The following is a 24,628-nucleotide window of genomic DNA, read 5'->3' on the forward strand; positions in this document are numbered from 1 at the left end:
CTCTACCACAGACGTCCGGCTAGCATTGTAAAACGAATAAACACCACGTTATCTCCGTCTTTTACAACAAGTGACTCATCCAGTTCCTGCAATTCTTCATCGTTGAGAAACACTTTGTACAACCCATCCTCATAGGCGGTTATAGCTGTCTCCATCGCAACTTCCAGATCAGGAACACCCTCATTGTATACTGCGCCAAACCCAACTTTCCCCACCGCTCCTTGTGTCTCAATCTCATCCGGCATCAGGTAGGCGAGCAATTCTGCCTGTTGTTTCTTGTCCTGAAGAGCTTTTACTTGTAGAGCCACCATGTTCTCAATGAGCTGCCTTAACGTATGAGTTGTTTCCGGAAGTTCGGCAGCTTGCTTGGCAAGTACCGGCTTGCGCTTGCCCAGACTTTTTACCGTTATCCATACATTCACTGCATTACCTCCCTTGTCCTGCTCTATTTGAAGAAGCTTCCATAAGCCCCGATATCTATACCACGATGCGGAATAACCTAAACTCGAAATGATTATCTGTCTCTAAATAAAATATAAAATACGTACATATGTACCCCTAATGAACATCATAACTAAAATTCAATCCATATTCATGAGCCAATCCTCATGTTTACGTGGAACCACGGAACTAGGGCCTACTTGCGTACATATACGCAAAAAAAGCCGCACAGTGTCATATAAATATGGACTGTGCAGCTGCTAAGCTACCATTAGAACAGCTTATGATGCCTGAGAACCTTTATAAACTGAAACCTGTATGAATCATCTCGCCAGACGCAACGGTCGAATGGTTACAGCTGCTGTCTTGAACCCAGGCATCCGGCAGAACGGATCCAGCTCTGGTCTGGTGGCCCGATTCACATTCTGAATGCCGCCCCAATGCATCGGCACGAACAAGGTATCCTCCCGAATCGAATCTTTGATACGCGAACGAACCGTGAAGCTTCCGTACGTCGATTGAATCTCTACCCACTCTCCATCGTGAATACGATAACGGGCAGCGGTAGCCGGGTGAAGTTCAACAAAGTTCTCCAATTCACGAGCTGCCAGTGCCGGACTTCGATGTGTCTGCACCCCTGTAAGATAATGAGGCAGCACACGCCCATTGGTGAGAATTAAGGGGAACTCCGAAGATATATCATTCCAGCCCGGGCTGGATTCAAATGTGAACGCCGCTTTGCCGTCCGGGTGAGCGAATCGTTCACCGAACAGCAGTCCTTCTCCCTGATCTTCGAGGGCAGAACACGGCCAGTATACCCCTTTCTCGTTACGCAAACGCTCATAGGTAATGCCATAGTAATCAGCGACTCCGCCGCGGCTCGCCACCCGAAGCTCATTAAAGATATCCTCAGCAGTGTCATATTCAAAGTAAGAAGCTTTACCCAATTGCGCGGCAATCCGGCATAATATATCCCAATCATCAAGCGTTTCTCCCGGTGCAGGCCGCCCCTGTTCACGGAGCAGAACACGCCCCTCCAGATTGGTCAGTGTACCTTCATTCTCCATATAAGATGTAACCGGCAGAATCAGATCAGCCATGCGTGCTGTCTCCGACAGGAACATATCTGCCACGATCAGAAAGTCCAGCTTGCGCAGACCTTCTTCCACCAAACGCACATTGGGGTTGGATACGACCGGGTTGGAGCCCATTACAAGCAACGCCCGAATCTCCTGATCATGGACCTTCTCCATCATCTCGTAGGCGGATATCCCTTTGCCTGGCAAACTTGCAGGTTCCACGCCCCAGACGGATGCCACATAGGCACGATCGGCTTCATTTTCAATGGATCGATAGCCCGGCAGCTGGTCAGCCTTCTGCCCATGCTCCCGTCCGCCCTGCCCATTGCCTTGACCTGTGATGGCACCATATCCACAGCCTTCTCTACCAATTTTGCCAGTCGCCAGCACCAGGTTCAAAAAGTGTCTCACTGCCATATGTCCATCCGTCTGCTGCTCCACACCACGTGCTGTCATGATCATGCCTGTCTCTGCCTCACCATAGGCCATCGCTGCCTGACGAATCAGCGCCAAATCAACCCCGCACGCTTGTGCGGCCTGTTCGAGTTGCAGGTCTGCCAACCCTTGTATCAATTGCTCGTAACCATGCGTTCGTTGGTCTATAAAATGAGGCTTCACTAATCCGGCATCCATAATCACCTTCAACATGGTATCCGCCAGCAGAGCATCCATGCCAGGCTTCACCTGTAAATGAAGGTCGGCAATGGCAGCGGTTGCTGTCTTGCGTGGATCAATAACGATAATGAAGGCCCCGTTCTCCTTGGCTTGATTGAAGTATGGCAGAAGGGTAGGTTGGCATTCTGCAATATTGGTACCTGCGAGTACTATACAACCTGCCTTGGGAATATCAGACAGTCGGAACGTCAATCCACGATCCATCCCGAACACTTTACTTCCAGCTGAAGCAGCAGCCGACATGCAGAACCGTCCATTGTAGTCGATATATTTTGTCCCCAATGCAACTCTGGCGAACTTACCGAGCAGATAGGCTGTTTCATTTGTCAAAGATCCGCCTCCGTAGACTCCGACCGTATCTGCTCCGTATAAATCCCTCAAGTTCTGACACCGCTCTGCGATGGTCTGAATGGCCTCCTTCCAGGAACAGGGTTCAAGCTCGCCATTACGACGAATGAATGGATGCATTAATCGTTGACCACTGAGTGCATGTTGATGAGCATTCATACCCTTCACACACAACCTGCCCTGAGAGGCTTCATTCGGAACACCCTGAACCGTATATTCACCACGACGCTGGCCTGCAACAGGTGCAGCCAGTTCTTCAACAGTCATCTTGCACTGCACACTGCAATACGGACACTGCGTTTCCTTTACATAGAGCTTGGAGGCTGTTGGTTCTGAACTCACGGATAATCCCATCTTTCCATCCCCGCCTTTCATCTATATATCAGCTTGAAGTGAAGCTGCCAGTTCCTTCTGTAACTGGTCATCCAGCAGCGTTTCCCGAATCGACATGAATCCCAATCGTTCCGTCCATGCCCATAACGGCTCATCATACCAAGCGGTTTGGCGATACCATTGAAGGCAGGCTGATGCAAGTGTGGCCGCTTGCACCTCTGTTTCAGCCACCCCAATCAAGCCACCTTGTTTGACCGGATGCTCTGCATGACCGCCTGCGTAGATCTCCCACCCAGCTGGTGAAGCCAACAAGCCGATATCCTGCACCAGTGCGCTCACCAATGATCCCGGCCCTGGTGCGACTCCCATATTCACCGGCGACGGCATCGCAGCGCCGATCCAACTCTCACGAAGTTGTGCAGCCAACCCCTTGGCATCTATTGCATAGGATGAAAGCGGGATCTGATCATCCCAGCGCACCTGAACCTCTGAGTGAGCTTCGATCTCTCGAACAACCATCGTTCCACCGGATACCTGTAAGTAATAATGAATTACGGGACGACATACCGAGCAACCAAGCTCCGAACCCCAACCCAGCTTCTGCAAGATCAAAGATATGTCTGGTAGCCCTGTCTCCAGAACATTGATGTCAGCCAGTATTCCCTTCAACTCTGCATGCCCAAGATCCGTACAACTGCAAACAGGCATTGGAGCAGGTTTATCTGGTGTGGCTACCACGCCAGTACCCCCGTTATTTTTCAGGTTATGCGTATGTTTCAACAGAGCAGCCACCATCGGGCGACAGCCACCGCATGAACCTGACGCCTTGGTCTGCTCCTTCACCTGATCTGCCGTCTCGAGACCCTGTTCCTGAATGGCCTTCATTATCGCAGCCTTGGTCACATTGTTGCAGGCACATACGGTCTCCTGAGCCGGTAATGCCGCAGCAGCCATCTCAGCCGGGTCCGGAGCCCCTTCACGCGGAGCCAATTCCGCCACATCTGCGCCCCGTTGCACAAGTCCAAGCAATGCCGTTCCTTCGGTTGTATCTCCAAATAAAATGGCTCCACGCACTTTGCCAGCCTGCATCAGTACTTTTTTATATGTGCCTTGAATGCCATCCAGATGTTGAATTGCGGTCTGCATGCCTTCCCCACTGATCTCACCCGCTGAGAAAACATCAACCCCCGATACCTTCAACTGTGAGTAGGGAATAGATCCTTTGTATTCAGGCGTTTCCTGTCCACAGAGCGTACGTGCGAGTACCTTCCCCTGTTCGTATAAGGGGGCCACCAGACCATAACTGATTCCCCGATGTTCAGCACATTCCCCAACTGCGTAGATATCCGGTACACTGGTGCACATATAGTCATCTACCATAATTGCCCGATTGGTTGCAATTCCACTTCGTCTGGCCAGATCCACATTTGGCCGAATCCCTACAGCGACAATGACAACCTGAGCTTCAAGCTTGGAACCATCTGTGAAGAGCAGCCCCTGCGCCTGCGATCGTCCGGTGATTTTTTGCGTATTTCTGGCCAAAAGAAAGGACATACCCTGCCCTTCAAGTTCCTCCTGAAGCATCGTGGCAGCCTTCTGATCCAACTGCCGGTTCATAATGTAAGGTGCGTTATGGACCACCACAGCTTCCATGCCCAGATGCAGTAACCCGCGCGCAGCCTCCAGCCCAAGCAATCCACCACCAATGACGGCGGCCTTGCGATAGGTTTTAGAATAATCAGACATGCGCGTACAATCCTCAATCGTTCGGAAGGACATGACCCGCTCTTTATCAATTCCCGGAATCGGTGGGATAAAAGGTGAAGACCCTGTCGCCAGAATCAGGACATCATAGGTTTCTTTTAGTCCGGATTCCGTCTCTATATATTTTCCACGGGTATCAATGCGGTGTACCGTTTCACCTGTACATAGCCGTATATGATGCTCGGCATACCAAGTCCAATCATTGATAATGATATCCTGTAACGAATGCTCACCCTGCAATACTTTTGATAACATGATCCGATTGTAGTTGGGACGGGGTTCATTGCCGTAGATTACAATCTCATACGTATCAGGCTCCAGTGCTATAATCTCTTCGACACACTTCACTCCAGCCATGCCATTCCCGATAATCACCAGTTTGCTTCTACTCATGGGCTGCCCCCCTATCTCTCTCTCACCTGAAAATAAACAGAAAAATCCCTTCTCCATGATTCGGAAAAGGGCACCGTTGCCTCCGGAATCCACACGCCTTTGTGTGGATTCATATTAGATTCAGATTAAGGGAATCTCAATCTAATGTCAACTAAATTGACATTAAAAATGCGAATGAAGATAAAAAAATGAATTATTTAAAATTACATGTAATTTTTGTTGACATATATATTTTCTCTTGATTATAATTTGAATCAAAATCACAGTGCTGTGATCAACTCAGATGCGGGAACACAATGACGTGTACCGCCTGTCGGCAACGGGGCCGCAAATCGTTCATATCTGGACGAATTGCGGCCTTTTTCTGCCTTAACAAGCACATAGACAAATCACAAAGATCTCAATTGGATGAGGAGCGATGATGGATGATGGAGAGCAAAAGTTTTTGGAAAAGCGGGCATAAGCCCACCCTCTTCGGGGCGTTTATGTATTTTGACATCAGTTTTATGATATGGGGGATGCTTGGTCCACTCGCAGTTGTCATAGCGTTGGATTATCCGATGACTCCGCTGGAAAAAGCCAATCTGGTCGCATTGCCTATTCTCGGCGGCTCCATCCTGCGCCTTGTGCTTGGCTTCATGTCTGATTATATTGGTCCGAAACTGACCGCACAGATCGGGATGCTCGTCACCTTAGTTCCTTTGTTACTCGGCTGGTTATGGGTCGACTCTTTAAGCCAACTGTACGTGGTGGCACTCTTGCTTGGTGTCGCAGGCGCCTCCTTTGCTGCTGCGCTACCTCTGGCAGGCCAATGGTATGGCAAGGAGCATCAGGGTCTGGCCATGGGTATTGCCGGGGCGGGTAACAGCGGAACCGTACTCGCGACGTTGTTTGCCAATCGCTTGGCTACGCATTTTGGCAGCTGGGAAGTTGTGTTCGGACTTGCTATTATACCGATCGTTATTGTATTCATCCTCTTTTCTATCTTTGCCAAGAATAGCCCTAACCGGCCTGAACCCAAGAAATTGTCCCAATATGGAAGTCTGCTTAAACAAAAAGATGCTTGGGTATTCTGTGCCTTCTATTGTGTGACCTTTGGTGGCTTCGTTGGATTATGTAACTATCTCACCATCTTCTTCAACACCCAGTATGGGCTCTCTCCAGTTCGTGCCGCTGACATTACCACCTTCTGTGTAATCGCAGGCAGTTTCTTCCGGCCTGTAGGGGGTTATCTGGCGGACAAAATTGGCGGAACCCGTATGTTGACTTTCCTGTACACAGGAGCCTGCATCATGTTAATCGGAGTATCCTTCATGCCACCGCTTCCTGTTGTAGTAGTCATGTTGTTCCTCGGTATGATGTGTCTGGGAGCCGGAAATGGCTCTGTGTTCCAACTGGTTCCCCAACGTTTCGGCAATGAGATTGGCCTGATGACAGGTATTGTAGGTGCCGCTGGCGGATTGGGCGGGTATGCACTGCCGCTGATTCTCGGTCAACTGTATAGCAGCTATCAATCTTATACGCCAGGTTTTGTCATTCTTAGCCTGATTGCAGCAGCTTCCCTATTCCTGGTTCTCTTCATGCAATCCCGCTGGCGTGTGAGCTGGTTGAGCCGAGGTAACAAAGGCATGGCGGAATCGACGTCCCTTTCTTCCTGAGCAACCACTCGGCCATTAACCAATGGTACGGTGTATGTGGATGTTCCCGAAGTCGAAGTAAGCAAAGAACAGCGTAGCCCGATGGGGCTGCGCTGTTCTTTCTACTTAAGGCTGCTTTTTTTGCTTAAGATGAATATTTTTGAAGAACTATAACCGCATTATGACCGCCAAAACCAAAGGAATTAGACATCCCAATCCGCAAATCCGCTTTTCTTGCCTCGTTTGGTACATAATCCAGATCACATTCGGGGTCCCTCTGCTCCTGATTGATGGTTGGAGGAATGATGCCATGCCGTAGACTTTGAATAAGTGAGATCGCCTCCGCACCGCCTGCTGCACCAAGCATATGTCCTGTCATAGACTTATTTGCTGTGACCGGAATATCATAGGCACCTGTCCCGAAAAGTTGCTTAATCGCTCTTGTCTCAGACAGATCACCTGCCTCCGTACTGGTGGCATGAGCGTTAATCACATCAATGTCCTCAGGTCCAATCTGAGCCTCTTTCAGTGATGCTTTCATCGCCAGATATGCCCCCCGTCCTTCCGGGTGGGTAGCTACCATATGATACGCATCTGAACTGGCACCATATCCAATCACTTCGGCAAGAATATTCGCCCCTCTTGCTAGAGCATGAGACAGTGATTCCACAACCAGAATTCCAGCACCCTCCGCCATGACAAAACCGTCTCTCCCTGCATCAAATGGACGGCTAGCTGCTTGGAACGCTTCATTTCGTGTAGACAACGCTGTCGCATTACCAAAGCTTGCCAGGGACACTTCCGTAACAGCCGCTTCTGTCCCGCCAGCAATAATGACATCGGCTCCGCCATGACGAATTAACCGGAAAGCCTCTCCAATGGCTGTATTGCCAATGGAACAAGCTGTTACTGGCGACAATGTCGGTCCCCAACAACCAAACCTCATACTGACCATAGCCGCAGCCATATTGGAGATCATCATGGGTACCAGTGTTGGGCTGACTCGCGCAGGTCCCCGTTCTGACAGGACCTTGCCTTGTTCCATCAATGTCTGGATGCCGCCTATGCCTGAACCAATATATACACCTACCCGTTCACGGTCCATTTCATCCATCACAAGACCCGATTGTGATACAGCCTGATCCGCAGCAGCAACAGCAAATTGAACGAATCGATCCATACGCCTTGCTTCCTTGCGTCCAAAACGCTCTTCACCATCAAAATCACGGACCACTCCTGCCATTCTGGTTTTGTACGAAGCTGTATCAAAATGTTCTATAGGTGATACACCTGATCTACCCTCAATTAATCCATTCCAGAATGTATCTACATCATTTCCCAAAGGAGAGATAACTCCCATTCCTGTAATCACGACTCGTTCCATGTCCATCCTCCTTCAGCGCTGTTGTCTACCTTACTCTTACGCTCTGCCACTAATAGTGCACTTTTGAATATCCTATTACAAGTTGTCAATTATAATAGTATAATGACTACCATGATAACGATGATTGAAGGTGATGGATTGAACTACGATGTCAGGTTGCAGGCATTGTCCACTTTTCTGAAAACACAGCGTTCCAAAATTTCTCCCGAATCGGTCGGTTTACCCACTGGAAGTCGGAGAAGAACGCCTGGGCTGAGGAGAGAAGAGGTTTCCCAACTGGCAGGAGTGAGTACAACATGGTATACCTGGCTTGAACAAGGTCGGGATATTCAGGTATCCCATTCCGTGTTGGACAACATTGCTTCGGCACTGAGGCTTACTGCCGATGAACGAAAGTATCTGTTTTCGCTCGCCATGGAGCATCATACGGAGCTGCCAACACTAGAAGAAGAACCGGTTCAACTTCACCCTTCTTTGCAGAAAATTTTGCAAGAGCTTCATCACTGTCCTACCGTGATCTCGGATCGGCGTTGTTACATTGTCGGCTGGAATGATGCAGCCCGGCATGTTTTTATGGATTTTGAACAGATTGCCCCCGAACAACGGAATATGATCAGTCTGTTATTTGATCGAAAGGAGTTTCGCAGGCTCGCGGTGAACTGGGAGGATTTTGTTAGCGGATTTCTGGCGATTTTTCGTGCTTATTATGGCCAGTATGTTGATGATGAATGGTATAATTTATTTTTGGATGACATGATGAACAGACATCCCGATTTTCATACCCTTTGGAAACAAAGCAGCGTCAGTAGTGCCCCGGACGTATTAATCGAATTCAGGCATTCCAAAGCAGGCAAAATGTTGTTTGATCTGACTTCGTTGCAGGTTCAGGGTAGTTCCGATCTGCGTTGCAGTGTCTACACCCCTGCGCCAGAGAGCGCTACCGAGCGTAAATTGATGCGCCTGATCGAGCGTGAAGCTGATCCACATCTTGGCAAGCATTGACTCAGAATCTCTCAGGTCTTGCCCAATCATGTTAGAATCCTGACATTCTTTTGTTGCATATTTTAATTATCAGGGTATACATGATCAAGTATATTAAGCTAACCCATGGATCCTAGATAGACCTTCTACACGAAGTGGATTCAGAAAGGAATATCATGACCAAAGTGCTTATCATTGAGGACGATAACATGTTAGGAGATACATTATCCCTGTATTTGCAAGGTGAGGGGTATGACGTTATCCGTGTCGCTAACGTAAGAGATGGTCTTCTACAACTTCAAGCGCGGCCTGATATCCTGCTTCTTGACCTATTGCTCCCTGATTCGGAAGGCAAGAATCCCTGTTCTCTCATACGTCAGCATACAGCAATTCCCATCATCGTCATCTCTTCCTTAACGGAGGTTTCTGAGCGGATTCGATCATTAACAGACGGGGCTGATGACTATGTATGTAAGCCTTTCAGTATGCAGGAGCTGAAGGCACGTATTGAGGCCGTATTGCGTCGTTACTCTATATTAAACAGCTCTGTTGTCACTGAACAGGAATCCGGAATATCTCTCGATCTGGCCCGAAGAACTGTTCTGTTAAATAACCAGCGCGTGGAGATGACGTTCTCCGAATTTGAGATCATGAAGCTGTTTATTCTCAATCCTGGCAAAGTCTACAGTCGGTATGCCCTAATTGAAGCCATTCGTGGTATTGATGCCTACATTAATGATCGCACCATCGATGTGCACATTACCAAACTTCGCAAAAAAATTGAGGTCAATCCAAAAAACCCCCAATACATTCAAACCATCTGGGGGGTCGGATATAAGTTCACACCTTAAAACAACACAGCTTCATTCCGATCACCATGGAAGAGACTCGGTAATTTTATCAATTTCCTGTTGTACCTTCTCCAATACTGAACGCTGTTCCTCATCTTTGAATAACGGACGGGACAAGAGCGATTCCAATTGGAGAACCGCACACATCAGGTCCACTGCATGCAGATTCGCAGCTACGCCTCGAAGAGAATGAACACTACGAATTACATCAGCAATCTGCTGTTGCTGAAGCTGAATCGCCAGTTTTTTCTGAAACGAGCCATACTCCATTCTGAATTTCGTGAGCGCATATTGCAGAATATGTGGCTTGCCGTCCATCTGTCTAATCGCCTTATCTGCATCAATTCCATTGATTTCTCTTATGCCTTTTAGATCAATCCATATCTCCAAAATGTCTGCGAGCTGCTGTTCATGTATGGGCTTAGTCAGGATGGCATTCATACCTGCTTCAAGATATAATTCATGGTCCCTTTTTAAACCATTCGCTGTAAGCGCAATAATGGGTGTACGATCATATTTCCTCATCTTGCGAATGTGTCGCGCTGCATCAATTCCGTTCATAGCTGGCATATAGAGATCCATCAGAATCAGTTCCCATGTTTGTTCGTCCAATTTCTTCAAAACCTCTGTGCCACTGTCTGCCAGTGTCACCTTGAATCCGGTATGTTCCAGCATGGCCCGAATGACCAGTTGATTGATTTCATGATCTTCAGCGATCAGAATGTGCCCTTTGGATTTAAGCAAGTAGGATTCATCACCTTCTATCATCCGCTTTTTCTCCAATGGCCCTTCACCCTGAAGTGCAAGTAATACTTCGAACAATCCCAGACGTGTAATCGGTTTGATCATCATGAGATCCGGGCGAAAGGATCTCTCCTCACTCCACAGGGCATTTTCACTAAAAGCATGGGTATAACCCACCATTTGAAATTTGGTTTGATTCATTCGCTTCATGAAACTATCCCATGACGATCCGTTGACGGTCTCCTCTGCATCCATATCCAACATGATCAACATCGAACTTGCCCCATCTACATGATGGACATACCAATCACTTTCCATCATCTGGTTCAAGGAAGTATACAGCGTCGGATTCATCCCGAATGAATAGAGTAGCTGCTTCAAATTTGCCCCCATCCGTTCATCATCTTCAATGATAACCACATCATTCGCACCATATAAGAGAGGGTGTGTCTGCAGGGAGAAACTCTCTTCTTCTTCTGAATCTGCAAGTTCCAATATCAAGTCGAATGAAAACAGACTGTACTCTCCCAAAACACTATCCACCCGCAAGCTTCCTCCCAAAGAGGTGACCAGAAGGTAACAGATGACCAGCCCAAGACCAGAGCCACCATATGTTCGATACGTCGAGGGTTCCGCTTGAGTAAACGGGACAAAGAGCCGTTCCAATTGTTCGGGTGACATTCCGATTCCCGTGTCCTGTACCTCAAAACGGACATGAACTCGCTCCGCCTCCAATGAAAGAACCTCTGCCTGCAACGTTACATATCCATGCTCCGTAAATTTAATCGCATTACTGAGCAGATTCAATAACACCTGTTCAAGTCGGAACGGATCACCAATCACCGTTAATGGCAGATCGGGATCGGTTGTAAAGATCACTTCGATATCTTTGTGCCCGATGGCCACACCGATCTGATCTGCCACACGTTTGATCACATCCTCTGGTGAAAAAGAGACCTTCTCCAAAATCAGCTTGCCTGCCTCTATTTTCGAAAAATCAAGAATATCATTCACCAGAGTAAGCAGGGTTTGTGAAGACGCATTGATTTTACTCAAATAATCCTTTTGTTGTGGAGATAGATCTGTCCGTTGAAGCAACAACGAAAAGTTGATAATACCGCTCAGTGGGGTACGAATCTCGTGGCTCATGAATGCGAGAAACTCACTCTTCGCCTGGCTTGCTTTGTCGGCCTTAACACGTCTATAGTGATCCGAAATGTCTTGAATGACTGCCTTGATTTTCTCACTCGAGTTTAATACTTTAACAGGGGATAGGTGAACCCGAACATGCTGCTCACGACCTTCTCCAACAATGAAACTCAGTTCCGTATCCTGTGTTATATTGTGATGTAAGGCTTTTTGGAAAACGAACAACCAGTTCTCCAGCTGCTCAATGAACAACAATTCTTCAAGCTGACGCCCAATCACTTCCTGCCTGCCGAGACCGAGAACATCCAGAAATTTCTGATTCACTGACACAATATATCTGTTGTTATCCAAACCGACAAACCAGTCTGCCGACACCCGCTCAAGTGTTCGATATCGCTCTTCACTTTCTTGAATCCTTCGTTTAACCGCTCTGTGTTCCGTAATATCAAGTCCATATCCCACGACATATTTCACCACACCCTCTTCTCGCAGAGGGCGAACGTTCACCAGCGAATAGTAACCTCCATGCTCAATCTCGTAAAAAAAAGATTCCCCTTCCCATGCCCGGTTAAACTGCTTTCGCAGAAATTCTACCTTTTCCTGAGGTAAAATATCCAATGTGCCCAGTTTGTAATCTTGCTTCAGACTACTCATATCCAAGCCCAGTCGGGAGAGCATCTCTCCCTCAAGCACAAGATACTCGAATTTTCCGTTCTGTTTTCGGATTTTAAAAGTAAAACCCGGCTGCATACGAAGCATCTCTAGCATTTCCTGATCCCTCTGAATGACCAATCTCCTATATCGATGATTTTGGTTCAGATAATACAGAAATAATATAACGGACAGTAGGCAGATACATTGAAAAAAGAGAATCTGCCCCATCATTAGCAGAGAAGGGGAATTGGTCTTTAGTGCAGAAAACTCATACACAGTAATCAACAGCAACGCTCCGGACAACCACTTCTGTATAAATCCCCTGATATACTTAAAGATCAGACATATGGCTACGACAAATAACAACTCTGTCAACGCATACTGCCAGTTCTCCAACAAGGGATTACGCCCCATATTAATCCGAAACATCCACATGAATGCAAAAGTAACGAAAGCAGAGCCACTCCCACCAAAATAAGCAGCAAGCAGATACACAATGGCCCGGAAATTCAACAATGTACCATCCTCAAGCACAATAGAGAAATAATAGAGCGCCGTGCCCAACATGCTCAGCGTAATACCAATAATGATTCGAGTCGTGATGGATGTTGAACGGGTAGCATTTGTATGGTTCAAATAGTGATGAATTAGGAAAACAAAGATCAAAATTAGCGTGAAATTTAATACAAGATCGCGTAGCAAATGGTCACCGTCCACATTACGACTTCAGGATTTCATGCATTCAATGAATGTTGTCAGATTCATGGTCGCAGTTCCTCAGTACACAAATCATAGTATGCCGTGCTCCCTTATTCAATTGACGATATTGACCATTTTTTTGAAAATAATTACTGCTTTCAGCTAACATCCCCTTATCACCAAACAACGTTTTTTTTCATAAAAATTCATCATTAAATATGCTGATATAAAAAAGAGAATCATCCAAATGAACCGATGTAATCGTAACTTGGGCTTCCCACACTTCCTGATCAACCTTCATCAGTTTGGCAACGCCGGACCAGGTCTGATTGCCTCTCCAGTGGGTATCCATTAACAATCGGGCAGGCTGACCTATGGTGCTCTCCCGTGAGAATCCTGTTTTGGTTACATAAACGGAATTCACATCCAGAATCACACCCTCCTCATCTGTAATCATGACCGCATCCGTTAGCAGTAAGAAGGCTTTGAGTTCCAGTTGCATGGTTGTCCACTCCCTCTAATGAAACATGATGTGATGCTGTCCCTGTGATACTCTCTTCTACGATCCCGTTTAATACTTAAACTGTCTAATCAGGCGCTGCAGCTCTTCAGCCAGGGTGGACAAGCCACGAGCCGAGGAAGAAATCTGCTCCATCGCTGCCAGTTGCTCCTCTGAGGAAGCGGCCACTTCTTCGGAAGTTGCGGCGTTGCCTGACGCAATGCCTGCCAACTCATTGGATACAGCAGATACTTCCTGCACACCTGCTGTGATCTCTTGCGACGTGGCAGCAATCTCTTCAATCTGAGGTGTCGTTTCCCGCATGCTATCCAGAATACGTTCAAACTTTCGAATCGCTTCTGTAGAGATGTCCATGCCCTCTCCAACCTCTGAAGTCACCTTCTCCATCATGCGAACGGAAGCAGCCATATCTTCCTGAACCGCCGTAGTCAGCACGGTGATTTCATTGACAGACTGCCCGGATTGTTCTGCCAACTTACGAACCTCTGCTGCTACAACGGCGAATCCATTGCCATGTGTACCTGCACGAGCAGCTTCAATGGATGCGTTCAGCGCGAGCAGGTTTGTCTGTTTGGCTATATTTCCGATTAACTCCGTGATCGCTGAAATTTGGTGTGATCGTTCATATAACGCTTGAATCAATTGGTTTGTCTGTTCTACCGTCTCTTGAATCGATTGCATCTGACTCACCGTCTGCTTGACGGTGTTGCCGCCTTCTTCTGCTTGTATCGTTGTATGTTTAGCCAAATCAGCAACTTGTATGGAACGTTCGGCGATTCTTGTAATACCAATCGTAATTTCATTCATGGCCTCATGGTTATGTTCAATACCTTCGGTCTGTTTCTCCGCACCACTCGCAATTTCCTGAATGGCTCGCGCTACCTGCTCACTGGCTGCACTGGTTGATTCCGCACTCTGAGTCATTTCATCCGATGAGATGACTACCTGACTGGCGCTGTTCTCCACATTTTGAATCAGCACACGCAGATTGTGCTGCATTTTGCCAAAGGCATCACTCAGTTCACCAATCTCATCATGGCTTGTGCTAGTAATGGTTTGGGTTAGATCCCCTTCACTCACCTGGATCGCCTGATCCTTCAACTGACGAATCGGTTTAACAATCGATCGCATCACGAGCCAGATGATCAAAATTCCGATGACAAGACAGGAAACGATGACCATAATCGTTCGATTCAGAATAGGCGCAGCGGCATCCTCTACTTCAGAAGAAAACATGGTGCCTGCGACCTTCCATCCCGTGGATGCATTCGTGGCGTAATACATGACCTTATCAACCTGATCAAAGGTATAGTTGAAGTTACCGGATTCATTCGTATACACTTGTGTCCAAAAATCTTCTGTTGCATCTGTTCCAGGTTCCATCGTCGGATGATAGATATACTTTTCGCTGGCATCCAGCAGAATCAGATGTCCCTTTTCTCCTACTTTAATTCCGCTAACCAATTGACTAATGTCCGCCAGATTGAGATCCAATTGGACCACACCAGATTGGTCTGCCAGTGCCTTCGCAATCGTAATGGTAATCTCTTTTGTCTCGGCAGAAACATAAGGGTCTGTAACAATGACCTGCTGTGGAGTACCCATCGCTTCTGTGTACCATGGTCTTGTTCGCGGATCGTAATCTTCAGGCATCTCCGCATCAGAGGACATCAGATACACACCTGCTTCTGTGCCTACACCTATGGTGATGATATCTTTGTTCTGTGCAGCGTACCCCTTCAATTCGTTCACAACCCGAACCTCGGCATCTTCTTGTCGTAATTGCTCTGCAAGTGTATTCGCATAATATTCAATGTGATTCCGCTTGGTATTGACTGAAAGATCTATCGTTGCACTGGCAAGGTTCACATTTTCCATCGCACTATGTAAAATTTGCTTCTCCACTTCATCTTTTGCACTGTTATACGATAAAACTCCAATACTGAACGAAGGAATGGCCAGGAAAGCAATAAAGGACACGATCAACTTCGTCTTAAAGTTATTATGGATCTTGTTGAACCAATTCGATTTGCTATTTTTTCGGGACAAATTTCTCTACCTCTTCCAGATAAATTTTAGTTTTACTTGATCTACTTATAAGTTGAACTAGTGATTATTTACACTTGCCACTCCGATGACAGAACAACCTGCCAATTGCTGAATGATTCATACAACTTATATAGCTCTTGTATAGCTCTCATAGATTGTAAACCATCTTTTCAAAAAACTAGGTCTCACTTCTTGTGAAAAACACTCTTTACACTACAAAACTCGAACAAATCTCTTAATTTATAATCCAAAAGAACTATTTTCAAACAAATTATACGAAAAAACTATTAAATAAAGTGTTCCGGGGATATGACCAAATTGTTAACTTTCTAAATACTTGTTAATAAGCAAGCGGACGACAAAAAAAAGATCCAAGCGTTATCGCTCAGATCTAAAGGTTATTTACATTGGACCAACGTATTCTCTATTTAAATGCCGGGATCGCGATATCTGCATATTTCTCTTCGAAGAAGGCTTTGACCTCTGGACCCGCCATGCGTTTAGCCAGCTTCTGAATGGCTTCGGAGTCCTTATTATCCTCACGGGCAACCATGGTGATTGCAAAATGGGAATCATCCTTCTCGGTTAACAGTGCATCCTTCTTCGGTGTAAGACCGAGCGGACTGGCATATGCCGGAGTCATGGCTACCAGATCAGCATCATCCATCATGCGAGCCAGCATCAACAAGTCCACTTCCTCAAACTTGAAGTTCTTTGTATTCTCGGTGATGTCTGCCTGTGTGGCGTTAAAACCTACGCCCTCTTTCAGCTTAATCAATCCGTTCTGCTCCAGCATCACAAGAGAGCGACCAATGTTGGAAGGATCGTTTGCAATTGCAATCGTTGCACCTTCTGGCAATTCCTCAATCGTTTTGTACTTTTTGGAGTAGCCGCCATAAATGGCATTATAGATAGGCTGTACAGCCACCAGATTGGCATTGTTCGCTTCGTTATACTGGGTCATGTAAGGCACGTGTTGGAAGAAGTTTGCATCCACTTCCTTGTTCGCCAGTGCCGTATTCGGCTGTACGTTATCTGATAACACAACAACTTCCAGGTTAACGCCATCTTCCTTCAATAGCGGTTTAACAATATCGAGCACATCTGTCATCGGTGGAATCAACGTGGCTACCTTCAGCGTAACTTCTTGTGCAGCTTGTGTATCTTCTTTTGTTCCTTCAGCCGCAGGTGTTTCTTCTTTTTTGCCACAAGCAACTACAACCAGCATTACTGCAAGCAACATAAGCATCATTTTCACTTTCATTTCATGTCTACCCCTCATCGTATAATCTGTATTGGTTATTCGTAATAATGCACGGTCCAACCGTTCAGGATCTTCGATCCAGCCAGTGGGACAGTCTGCTACCTGTGAATTGGATCATCTGTACCAGGATAATCATAATGATGATCGTAAATACCATAATCTCCGTTTCGAAGCGCTGATAACCGTAGCGAATGGCAAAGTCACCAACACCGCCGCCACCTACAATACCCATCACCGTCGAGTAGGAGATGAAGCTAATCGTAGCTGTTGTGAGTCCCAGTACAAGACTAGATCGTGCCTCCACGTACAAAAACTTCACCACAAGTTGCATCGTCGATGCCCCCATGGAAGCAGCAGCTTCAACCACTCCCCTCGGTACATCCAGCAACGCTTGTTCCACCAGTCTGGCGTAGTAGGCAATTGCAATGACCGAGAGTGGCACGGTTGCCGCCAACGTACCTATAGACGTTCCCACAACAATCCGTGTGAATGGAATCATGAATACAACCAGCAGTAAGAACGGAAACGAACGAACGATGTTAACGATACTGCCGAGTACAAAGGACAGCGTTTGATTCTGATACCGTTGTCCTCTACGGAATAAGTACAGCAGTGTACCCAGAGGTAACCCGATCAGAACAGCTGCCGCAATAGAGATGCCCACCATAACAAAAGTCTCTCCGATCGCCTGCCATATCTCATGCTGATACTTCAGCACAGACTCAGGTAACTTCATGACTTGTCCTCCTGTTCTGCCTTACGGAACAGAGACGAACCTGTCATCCCGTATTCGTCACCCGCAAGCAAGGAGGTCAGCAGATCAGGCTGCGGAGTAGGGATACTGCTCACTTCCGCTTTAGACAACGTACGAACGAGTCGCCCATCCTTCATGACGGATATCCTGTGACATAGTCTGCGAGCCACTTCCATCTCATGCGTTACTACAACAATGGTCACGCCCAGCGTTTCATTGATATGACGCAGCACATCCAGGATACCGTTCGTGGTCTGTGGATCAAGCGAAGAGGTCGGTTCATCACAGAGCAGCACATCCGGACGACTGGCCAGCGCTCGTGCAATCGCCACACGCTGCTTCTGTCCTCCGCTAAGCTGAGCAGGATATTGACCCGCCTTGTCTTCCAGTCCAACAAACTGCAGTACCTCAAGTCCACGTTCAACTCGCTGCGCACGGGGCATACCCGCAAGCTCCAATGGCATGCAGACATTGCCACTCACCGTTCGGTTACTGACAAGATTGAAGTGTTGAAAGATCATACCAATGGATCTTCGTGCCTGACGCAGACTCTGTTCATTCATCTGGGTCAGGTGCTGCCCATTCACAACAACCTCACCATCATCCGGCTTTTCCAACCCGTTGAGCATCCGCAGAAGTGTGGATTTGCCTGCACCACTTGATCCAATGATGCCATGTATTTCTCCTTGTCCCACTTCGAGGGACACCGAGCTTAATGCTTCGAATCCCTGATCTGCACGGGAACCGCGCTCGTTATAACGTTTGCTTACACCATATAATGAGATCATGGAGAGTCCTCCCGTGAATGATCATGCATGGTTCTTCAAGAACACATGAAGAAAGCCCGCACAGCCGATAACCGGAGCGCGAGCAAGCCTGTTCATTTATAATAAATCAACATCCCTTACGAGACAAGCTTTTAAGGTGAGATTGCCTCCTGCAGGCGGCTGGCTTCATGTACACGAAAACGTCCGTTGGACGAACCCACATACACTTCATTACCGATCCGGTTAATCATTCCATTCTTCGCATCCCGGTCCCGGTGCTCCGGGTTTCCCATCACAACGTCATGTACACGACCTAACAGTGCTCCATTCTTTTTGTTCATTACGAGAAGATTTTCGTCCATGGGCAACAGCAACTGATCATCAATGACCAGATAACTTCCCTGATTCGTCGGATGCCTTAGTGTTGCAATCGTATCTTTGGCATTCCAACGCGTCTCCCCCGTTTTATAATCCACAGCCGCTGGATAACCGTTCTTAATCACATACAACTGATCCTCTTCCACCAGTCCTCGTTCAATCTTGCCCTTGAGCGTCCAGCGTGTTTTGCCTGTCTTGGCATCATACAGGGTGGTTGTAAAATCTTCATATTCGCCGTAATGATCGCCGTTTTTGTTCTCACGGATCAACAACATGCCATCATCCAGCGCCTCAAATCTCTGTCCTACCCGAGCAGGGAATTGGGCAAGCTTTTTCCCCGTGTTCAGATCAAGCAGAAGCCACTGATTATCTAACGATAGCCATCTTTCAGCATTCGTGGTTGCAAAGGGATCCATACGTTCGATTCCATCAAAATATGGATCATTCCAAAATTGTTCTATGGTAGATCGTTTAGCTTTCAAGCTCCATACGGTTCGGCCCGATTGCGGATCGGCTGCAACTAGCTTATTCTTTTCCCAATACAACACATAGGGGTCATCTGCACTCTTGTTCAATAATTCATAACCCTTAGCCAGTTTTCGCGTCCACAATGTTTTTCCGTTTGCACTGTCCAGAACCGTTAACCAACTGTTGCTTGAGCTCTCAACAACCGGGGTATCCACAACCACAACGTTCTTCGCAGCGGTGATACCATTTAGTCTAAAATTTTGCTTAGGGGTGTACGTCCACGTGACCTTTCCGTTCTTCAAGTTCAAATGACGAATATGATCCACGTATTTTTTCTTATCAGGGTCATAATCGGTGTAGATTGTAACGTATTTGCGCTCTGCATCCACCACTGCCTGCTGTCTTCCAAAACCCCCGTTGATCTCCCATAATTGCTGGCCGGAATGTCGGTCAAGGGCATATATAGAACCTTCGTAGTAATCCCCGCTAAATCCACCGTCATCCCCTTTCATCAGGAGTACATCATCCGTGGCTGCTTGTAAAAAAGTGTAGTTAATATCCCCCTGGTTGGTCCATACCGGTTTCCAAGGGATTGTCGTTGGCAGTGTTGTGCCATAGATTTTTGTTGTGAACCCATATTCATCCGCTCGACTGATGTTCCAATCGGAAACAACAGCATTTCGATTATCCTGTGCTAAATTCCAGCGTGTTCTGACCAGTCTGCCATTCTTGTTGAATGTGACCAGAAATTGCGCATCTTCCCGCTCATATCTCCAGGACTGTCCAATACTCATTGAATCACCCGTGAAATTTAGATTGCTTGAACTCTCTTTCCAATCCGGCTCGCCTAACCACCCAGCCACTTGTTTGGAGGTGGTTGCCTTGTTCAGCTTAATATCTGTCAGATGGCGTATAACCGAAGTTGGTAGCGATGCATCCTGTTGGAACCAACCATCCGCCACATTCATCCGCTGTTCTATAGCCTGTGCCTTGATCCAGAAGAGTCCTGGCCGATACGTGAAGGATTCTTTATTCCAGACTCGTGGGGCAATGGAGACCCCATACCAGCCTTTCCACTTTGCAACAATAACAGCCTTATCTGTTAGCGCTCTCTCACTAGACCAAGTTGTAGAACTATCCGGAGCCAGATACAACTTACTGCCTGATCGGAGCGTGAAGCTTTGGGGAGCTGTTTCCGTCATGCTTCTGCTCTCCTTCAGTGCATACCAACTTGGCAGCCAAAAGTCTCCATGCTCGGTTGACTTAAGCTGCACCCACTCACCTCGAACCGAGGCCAACGTATACTTTTCGTTTTTTGTTGTATAGTATTCAATCCCCATCTGGTCAGCAGCCACACTGCCGCCCCTTCTGTTTTTGAACAGAGGGATGTCATTCATAAGCGTAACGGTGTCTCCTTGTTTGTAAGCTAACTTTGCAGTTAAGACTTGGGAACTTGCCCCCAATGCTTGTGGCGTTGTAGCCGAAGCTTGTCCTTCAAGGGCGACCATTTTGGAATCCAGCAGCATCCAGCCCGTCAACAGCACAGCTGATAATCCAGTCATGGTAATCCATTTGTACCCCGTTCTCTGCCAGTCAGGACCCGTCTTCACTCTCGTTCATCCCCATTCATTAGAAGTTATTTCCAATAGAGACGCAGTTAAAAGGAAAAAGTTACCGTTTACCTCAATATATTTCTATCTATCTGCCCGTATTACCTTACATCCACCATCGTAGCATGATAAGGAAAGGTAACCCCGATGTAATAAGCAGCCGTTAAGGTGAGCATATAATAAAATACAAACCACAGATCAGCTCGCGAATAGCCAATCTGAATGTAATACGTTCGGCTCGCGCCATCTGTGAACCCTTTCGCTTCCATCGCTACCGCCATTCGCTGTGCACGGCGAATGCTCTGTGCCAGCAGCGGAATAGCGTAACGCTTGAGTGTACCATACACATTCCAGCGAGAGCCACGTTGCTGTGTTCCACGAATACGAATAGCGTAACGGAGCGTCTGGAATTCATCCAGCAAAATGGGGATCATGCGCATCGCGGCCAGAAAGCTATAGGCATATTTTGCCGGAAGCCGCCACTGCTGCATCAGAGAATAAAACAGTCTAACAGGCTTGGTCGTAAGACCAAAGAGTAACCCTGCCGCGGCCATAGTCAGCGAGCGAAAACCCAAGTGTAGACCGCGATAGAAACTCTCTTCGGTTATGTGGATCAATCCCCACTTATACCATGTGGTCTCGCCCTTACCAAACATCATCATACCTGTAGACGTGGAGATAAAAACCAGAATGAATGGTGATGCGTACAGTATCAATCTGTACCACGGATGACCTGTCCAGCACAGTAATAACATCATCGCCACCGCAACGTTGGCCATTACATTCAGATTGTGAATGAGGATAACGATGACAAACATCATCGTCAGAATGATCATCTTTAATCCCGGATTGACGTTATGAAGCCAGGTTTCACGGTGAGGAAACGACAGTTGCATCAGTTAACCTCCCCTCATCTACCGTCCAGATTCGGGTGCAATATCTTTTTACAATTTCACGATCATGGGTAACCATAACAATAGCTGTTCCCTCTCTCCGCAATTGCTCCAGTTGAGCTAACATGGCAAACGTATTGCGGGCATCCTGTCCAAAAGTAGGTTCATCCAACAGCAGTATTCGCTGCTCTCTCACCAGTGCAGAGGCAACGCTCAAGCGTCGTTTCTGCCCCATCGATAATTGGTAGGGATGGCGCTCGGAGAGGTCGATTAGTCCAAATTGATTCAACATATGATCAGTCCTGACAAGTCTTTCTTCCGTTGTCAACCTGCTCCCCAGCAATGAAAATTCCACTTCTTCCGCGACGGTGTTAGTCACAAATTGAAACTCCGGGTTCTGAAATACAAATGCAATTTGATCTGCAAGCTGCTCCGTTTTGCCAGAAGGCAGACCGTCCACCTCATAATGACCTGTTGTTTTCAGGATATTCATCAGAGATAACAACAATGAACTCTTGCCAGCTCCATTAGTTCCGACAATACCAATCCAATCCCCATGCCATACTTTGGCCTGTTCTACCTGAATGAAGGGTGTTTTCCCACGCCATCCGGTGAACTGCTGCAAGTCCAGTGCAGGCTGATAGCCGGGTGATACAGGTGATAAGGGTGAGACGTGAGATATGGGGGATATACCCGGTGTATCGGATAAGCCAGACGATTGCTGTGCTTCCAAACTTGAGATGCCGTGATCCACACACACTTGAAGCTCTCCAGAAGCACTTCCCTCTTCTTGCTTAGCTGCCTGCTCGTGCTCATCCCACACACCCGGATACCAGATTCCATAAGCCTTCAGCTTTTCCCGTTCATGAGTAAATACCTGCTGTGCTGGCCCATCCGCCACAATCTTTCCTTCAGGTGATAACACAATGATGCGGTCGACCATATCCACAATCTCGTTTATTTTGTGTTCAACGATGATGATTGTTTTGTCACTGGCGATCCGTCTGACCGTATCCCACACCTGGGAAGTCCCCTCATCATCCAGCAGTGCAGTGGGTTCATCCAAAAACAATACCTCCGGGTCCATGGCAAGCATCGAAGCAATCGCAAGACGTTGCTTCATCCCCTGAGACATGGACTGGATCAATACACGATTCTGTTCAAAGGATAACCCCACTTGTTTCAGATAATATTCAATCAGAGCAGGCATCTCTTCACGCGGAATATTTCGGTTTTCCAGAACAAATGCGATCTCTTCATCTGTAAATGACATACAGAACTGGGTATCCGGATCTTGAAAGACCACTCCTGCTTTGGCGGGAATCTGAATATCATCACATTTCATCGGAATCTCAACCGAACGTGGTATCAGACCGCTCAGAATTTGCAATAACGTTGATTTACCGGAGCCACTTGGGCCAAGCAACAGCACTTTCTCTCCTTGACGCACAGAAAGAGACAAGCCTTGAAATACCAAGGCTTTCTCTCCCGGGAACTTGCATCTTAGATTAGTTACACTTACCGCTTGCGAATTCCCTTCCCCGTTCATCTAATCCAGCGCCTCATAATCTTGTTTGGATACCGGTCTAAGTGAGCGTGTCACACCAGTCAGTTCCAATGCTTTGGCGAGATAATAAGCGAACACTCCAGCAATCAAGATGCTTCCGATGAAGCGGAATCCGATAAATAACGTGTAGTTCCAGGCCGAGAGTGAATCAATATACCCGTACTGGTAATCCAGCAAAAGCGAAGCCGCTGCGGCTCCTATGGCTGCAAGACAGGTGACAAACAGATTGGTTTTGCGATACAAAAATGCGGCGAAGAATATCTCGGCTCCCAATCCTTGCAACAGACCGTATACAAGTGTGGACATGCCCCATTCACTACCCAGAAAAGCACTTACCGTTGATGCCGCAACTTCGGCAAGAATAGCCACGCCTGGTTTACGAATGATAACAAAAGCAAACGTGCCCGCCATAAACCACATGCCGTAGATCATCTGCTCCGCATGAACGCCAAATGGTTTCATCAAGTCATATGTAGGTCCCCATATCTTGTAAATCACCCCAAACACTACTGCGATCACGATGGTTACCAGAATATCCGTTAGTTTCAATCGCTTGTTGCCTGCTGTTGTTGCCATGTTCTCTACGCCCTTCCTTTGTTCCCTGTGGGGGTTGTAAAAGTGTGTGTTCAAAAAGACTGGTTTTCAGTACCAAGAAGATGGGATGAAGCTAGAAATGGAGTAGCGGAGCGTAGGGAAAACTACGTGAGCAACGGACATTTCGGCTGAATTCCATATTCGATGCTGATGATGCCGTCAGGCATCCTTCGTAATCAAAAGCAGACTTTTTGAACAACCTCTAAAAATAAAAGAAAAAGCCTCCCCGGTTCCGGGCAGGCCTCACGCACAGTGGACAATCTTCACAATGATGTATTGGATGGATGTCGAAAATACGTAATATCAACCAGCACCCCTCCGCCCTGGCAGATACACCACCACAGTTCAAAGAGGTCTGTTGTTCATCCACGTTCATTCCCACAATTCACCCTTACATATCGCAAATCCATGTTCTCTACGCTGGCATTACCCAGATCAGATGTACGGTCAGCAGCACAAGGCCACTCTCTCAGCCCAACTTCATTGAGCTCCCGGTTCACTTATTTCATTGCTTCTAATGTACATCAGATGGGTATTTGTGGCAATCCCTAGAAAAATCATCATGCTTCATTTGGGGTAACAGGGGAAAGTATCTGATGGTTCACTTCCCATAATATGAAACATTTAGGTTA

Annotated in this window: 17 protein-coding genes; 3 read left to right on the plus strand and 14 right to left on the minus strand. The window is 47.1% G+C overall.

What is annotated here, in order from left to right; genetic code table 11:
* Nucleotides 1–2: 2 nt before the first annotated feature.
* From PAEAM_RS12060 to nirB, 3 genes are all read right to left on the minus strand, one after another.
* Nucleotides 3–422, minus strand: a complete 420-nt coding sequence (locus tag PAEAM_RS12060; RefSeq protein ID WP_100527712.1) for a hypothetical protein — start codon at nucleotides 420–422, stop codon at nucleotides 3–5.
* 342 nt (nucleotides 423–764) lie between these two features.
* Complete coding sequence (gene nasC / locus PAEAM_RS12065) at nucleotides 765–2,897, minus strand: assimilatory nitrate reductase catalytic subunit NasC (RefSeq protein ID WP_100527735.1); 2,133 nt, start codon at nucleotides 2,895–2,897, stop codon at nucleotides 765–767.
* A gap of 21 nt (nucleotides 2,898–2,918) precedes the next feature.
* Nucleotides 2,919–5,033 (minus strand): nitrite reductase large subunit NirB, encoded by a 2,115-nt coding sequence (nirB, locus tag PAEAM_RS12070; RefSeq protein ID WP_100527713.1) that lies wholly within the window; start codon nucleotides 5,031–5,033, stop codon nucleotides 2,919–2,921.
* A gap of 428 nt (nucleotides 5,034–5,461) precedes the next feature.
* Between nirB and PAEAM_RS12075 the strand changes: the two genes are divergently transcribed.
* A complete protein-coding gene (locus PAEAM_RS12075) occupies nucleotides 5,462–6,691 on the plus strand; it encodes a nitrate/nitrite transporter (protein WP_047844097.1) in 1,230 nt (409 codons plus the stop codon).
* 124 nt (nucleotides 6,692–6,815) lie between these two features.
* Here PAEAM_RS12075 and fabF read toward each other — a convergent pair whose 3' ends face one another.
* Complete coding sequence (gene fabF / locus PAEAM_RS12080) at nucleotides 6,816–8,054, minus strand: beta-ketoacyl-ACP synthase II (RefSeq protein WP_100527714.1); 1,239 nt, start codon at nucleotides 8,052–8,054, stop codon at nucleotides 6,816–6,818.
* 138 nt (nucleotides 8,055–8,192) lie between these two features.
* Between fabF and PAEAM_RS12085 the strand changes: the two genes are divergently transcribed.
* Together PAEAM_RS12085 and PAEAM_RS12090 are read left to right on the plus strand one after the other, a co-directional pair.
* On the plus strand, nucleotides 8,193–9,056 hold the full coding sequence (locus tag PAEAM_RS12085; protein WP_091034663.1) for a helix-turn-helix transcriptional regulator: 864 nt from the start codon (nucleotides 8,193–8,195) through the stop codon (nucleotides 9,054–9,056).
* Nucleotides 9,057–9,211: 155 nt separating this feature from the next.
* Nucleotides 9,212–9,886, plus strand: coding sequence for a response regulator transcription factor (locus PAEAM_RS12090; RefSeq protein ID WP_100527715.1), 675 nt, complete (start codon nucleotides 9,212–9,214; stop codon nucleotides 9,884–9,886).
* Between the two features lie 21 nt (nucleotides 9,887–9,907).
* On the opposite strand, the gene PAEAM_RS12095 is transcribed toward PAEAM_RS12090, so the two are convergent.
* The 10 genes from PAEAM_RS12095 to PAEAM_RS12140 form a co-directional block, all read right to left on the minus strand.
* Nucleotides 9,908–13,069: a hybrid sensor histidine kinase/response regulator gene (locus tag PAEAM_RS12095; protein WP_165789897.1), complete on the minus strand. Its 3,162-nt coding sequence runs from the start codon at nucleotides 13,067–13,069 to the stop codon at nucleotides 9,908–9,910.
* 259 nt (nucleotides 13,070–13,328) lie between these two features.
* A complete protein-coding gene (locus PAEAM_RS12100) occupies nucleotides 13,329–13,634 on the minus strand; it encodes a PAS domain-containing protein (protein WP_100527717.1) in 306 nt (101 codons plus the stop codon).
* A 69-nt stretch (nucleotides 13,635–13,703) separates the two neighbouring features.
* On the minus strand, nucleotides 13,704–15,701 hold the full coding sequence (locus PAEAM_RS12105) for a methyl-accepting chemotaxis protein (RefSeq protein WP_100527718.1): 1,998 nt from the start codon (nucleotides 15,699–15,701) through the stop codon (nucleotides 13,704–13,706).
* A gap of 424 nt (nucleotides 15,702–16,125) precedes the next feature.
* Nucleotides 16,126–16,965: a MetQ/NlpA family ABC transporter substrate-binding protein gene (locus PAEAM_RS12110; protein ID WP_165789898.1), complete on the minus strand. Its 840-nt coding sequence runs from the start codon at nucleotides 16,963–16,965 to the stop codon at nucleotides 16,126–16,128.
* 64 nt (nucleotides 16,966–17,029) lie between these two features.
* Nucleotides 17,030–17,701, minus strand: a complete 672-nt coding sequence (locus tag PAEAM_RS12115; protein ID WP_100527719.1) for a methionine ABC transporter permease — start codon at nucleotides 17,699–17,701, stop codon at nucleotides 17,030–17,032.
* Nucleotides 17,698–18,507: a methionine ABC transporter ATP-binding protein gene (locus PAEAM_RS12120; protein WP_100527720.1), complete on the minus strand. Its 810-nt coding sequence runs from the start codon at nucleotides 18,505–18,507 to the stop codon at nucleotides 17,698–17,700. The genes PAEAM_RS12115 and PAEAM_RS12120 overlap by 4 nt, the downstream gene beginning before the upstream one ends.
* 131 nt (nucleotides 18,508–18,638) lie before the next feature.
* Nucleotides 18,639–20,942 (minus strand): outer membrane protein assembly factor BamB family protein, encoded by a 2,304-nt coding sequence (locus tag PAEAM_RS12125; RefSeq protein WP_100527721.1) that lies wholly within the window; start codon nucleotides 20,940–20,942, stop codon nucleotides 18,639–18,641.
* 101 nt (nucleotides 20,943–21,043) lie between these two features.
* Nucleotides 21,044–21,838 carry an energy-coupling factor transporter transmembrane component T family protein gene (locus tag PAEAM_RS12130; RefSeq protein ID WP_100527722.1) on the minus strand — a complete coding sequence of 265 codons (795 nt, stop codon included), beginning with the start codon at nucleotides 21,836–21,838 and terminating at the stop codon, nucleotides 21,044–21,046.
* Nucleotides 21,813–23,384: an ABC transporter ATP-binding protein gene (locus PAEAM_RS12135; RefSeq protein WP_100527723.1), complete on the minus strand. Its 1,572-nt coding sequence runs from the start codon at nucleotides 23,382–23,384 to the stop codon at nucleotides 21,813–21,815. Before PAEAM_RS12135 ends, PAEAM_RS12130 begins: the two co-directional genes overlap by 26 nt.
* Entirely contained in the window at nucleotides 23,385–23,978 is a 594-nt protein-coding gene (locus PAEAM_RS12140) for an ECF transporter S component (protein ID WP_036672660.1), read from the minus strand.
* Nucleotides 23,979–24,628 lie beyond the last annotated feature (650 nt).

The sequence above is a fragment of the Paenibacillus sp. GM1FR genome, assembly GCF_002803315.1.
GTDB lineage: Bacteria > Bacillota > Bacilli > Paenibacillales > Paenibacillaceae > Paenibacillus > Paenibacillus amylolyticus.